Source organism: Micromonospora sp. R311 (assembly GCF_056780015.1).
Genome location: NZ_JBSWCE010000098.1, coordinates 1 through 2,151, shown reverse-complemented (window position 1 = coordinate 2,151; position 2,151 = coordinate 1). Strand labels below are relative to the sequence as shown.

The window sequence follows — 2,151 nt, the reverse complement described above, 5'->3', positions numbered from 1 at the left end:
TACACGCGATGACCCACCCGGTCACCGCACCCCTGAAAACCAGCTAACCAACTCTCCATCAAACCCGGGGCTTGACACCTTGTAGGCCAGCGCCTGCCCTGGCCGGCCCAGGTAACGCGCGAGCTCGGCGGACGCGTACGGCCCCTGGTGACAGCGGTCCCGCAGCAGCTCCAGCGCAGCATCCGGCGTCCACGATGCTCTGTCACCGGGCCGCATCGGCAGTCGCAGGTGCAGGCCGATGTCGACCACAACCCGTGCCGCCCGCAGGAGTTGCATGTACAGATACCCCAGTCGAGCGCCCGGCTGTTCATAGAGCCCGAGCTCGTCCATGAACCGCTCGGCGTACAGTGCCCAGCCCTCCTGGCTGCCGGAGAGGCCGCCGAGCAGGTTCAGCCGCTGCCCGAGGCCTCCCCGACAGGCCTCGGAGCCGAGGTGGAGGTGGTGGCCGGGAACGCCCTCGTGATAGGCGATGCTGTAGGCGTACCAGGTGGGGAAACCCGCTGCGTCCTGGGGGACGGACCACCAGACCCGGCCCGGCCGCGTCAGGTCCCGCGACGGCCCGGTGTTGCACCCCGACGACCGAACCGGGCCTCGCCGCGATCCGCGCCGCCTGCCCCACCTGGACGCCCTCGCGGCCCACGTCAAAGCGTTCGCGGAGATCCTCACCAGCCGCCACCACCGCCTCAACACCTGGATCACCGCCGTCACCACAGACGACCAACCCGACCTGCACTCATTCGTCGCCGGTCTACGCCGCGACCACGACGCCGTCCTCAACGGCCTGACCCTGCCCCACAGCTCCGGCGTCGTCGAAGGCCACGTCAACCGGATCACAAGGATCAAACGACAGATGTACGACCGGGCAAACCTCGACCTGCCCGCAACGAATCCTGCTGGCCTGACAGAGTCAATCCAGATCACTTGGGCCAAAGCCACCCTTCGGCCGTCGTTGAAAGATGTTCCGCCGATGCCGACAGAAGGCCCCGCCGTCACAGCAGACCTTCCGTCAACCTGACGACGGCCGCCTTGCCGGGTGTTATCGTGATTGACCGTGCTAACCGTGCGTGTTGCCTCCGCCACGCCGAGTGGCGCCCTGGTCATGCCCGCTGTGACGGTCGCGCCAGCAACGCGGGCGGCGGCCGCACCGGACGTAGCGTGTCCGACGGTTAGGCCACCGGTTTCTCCGCCCGCCACACCGTCGCCACCACCAGTCGAGCCCGCGCAGAGTGAACTCGAAGGAGATGCGCGGTGACGCCCTCGGGCTTGGACGGCCCCGGTCAGTACATCAGCGCCTACGACCTGGCGCTGATCGTCCGGGCGATCAGCGCCCGGGTGGACTTTCGGCGATACGTCGCAACCCGGGTGGCGGACGTTCCGGCACAGCCGGGAAAAGCCGGCCTTCCAGATCGTCAACGACAACACTCTGCTGGACCGCGTTCCCGGCATGCCGGGACGGGCTTCAGACAACTGACCCGGCAGACGTACGTCGGCGTGGTGGAACGCGGCGGGCGGCGGCTCGCGGTGACCCCTGCTCGGTGCCGAGACCGCGCCGCTGGGGAGTCTCGGGGAGGCCCTGGGCCTGCTCGACTCGGCTTCGCGCTCCCTCCCGACGCGACGGTGGGCCGCTCGGGTTCACCCGAAAGGAGACCTTCGTCATTCTCACTGCTGGCCGGGCTTGGCGTGGGCGCCGCCCTCGCACTCGCGGTCATGATCGCCGCAGATTTCTGGTGGCGTACCGGGCCGCGCCGGTGGAGCCGCCGCACGGTGAGGGACGCCTCGTAACCCGGCAAGCACTGGCGTTCCGCACGTGATGGCGGAGCTTGTCATATCCCCGTCACCGGCATCTTACTGAGTGTCCTGGGGCGAAAAGGAGATGGTCCTGCAACCAACATGGCTCGTGGCGCTCTCGTGGGCTGTGCTCCTTGTGGGCTTTGCCAGCACCGTCGTCATCGTTGTCGACCACTTTGTCTTTCGATATCGTCAGCCGGTCAAGGTCATGGAGATTGTCTGGCCGGCAACCGCCCTCTACTTTGGCCCAGCAGCCGTCCTGGCCTACCGGCAGTGGGGTAGGCCCCACGGCCCCGGCGTTGTTCGGGTGTGTCCGGTTTGATCATGGTTTGTTAGATGCCGTAGGTGGCGAAGACGTCGCGG

The 2,151-nt window shown here is 67.5% G+C and carries 2 protein-coding genes; one reads left to right on the top strand and one right to left on the bottom strand.

Annotation, left to right across the window (positions count from 1 at the left end):
* Nucleotides 1-21: 21 nt before the first annotated feature.
* Nucleotides 22-666 carry a DUF885 family protein gene (locus AC1WTP_RS34275; RefSeq protein ID WP_481653360.1) on the bottom strand — a complete coding sequence of 215 codons (645 nt, stop codon included), beginning with the start codon at nt 664-666 and terminating at the stop codon, nt 22-24.
* Here AC1WTP_RS34275 and AC1WTP_RS34270 point away from each other — a divergent pair.
* Complete coding sequence (locus tag AC1WTP_RS34270; RefSeq protein ID WP_481653361.1) at nt 563-1,015, top strand: transposase; 453 nt, start codon at nt 563-565, stop codon at nt 1,013-1,015. The genes AC1WTP_RS34275 and AC1WTP_RS34270 overlap by 104 nt on opposite strands.
* Nucleotides 1,016-2,151: the final 1,136 nt, after the last annotated feature.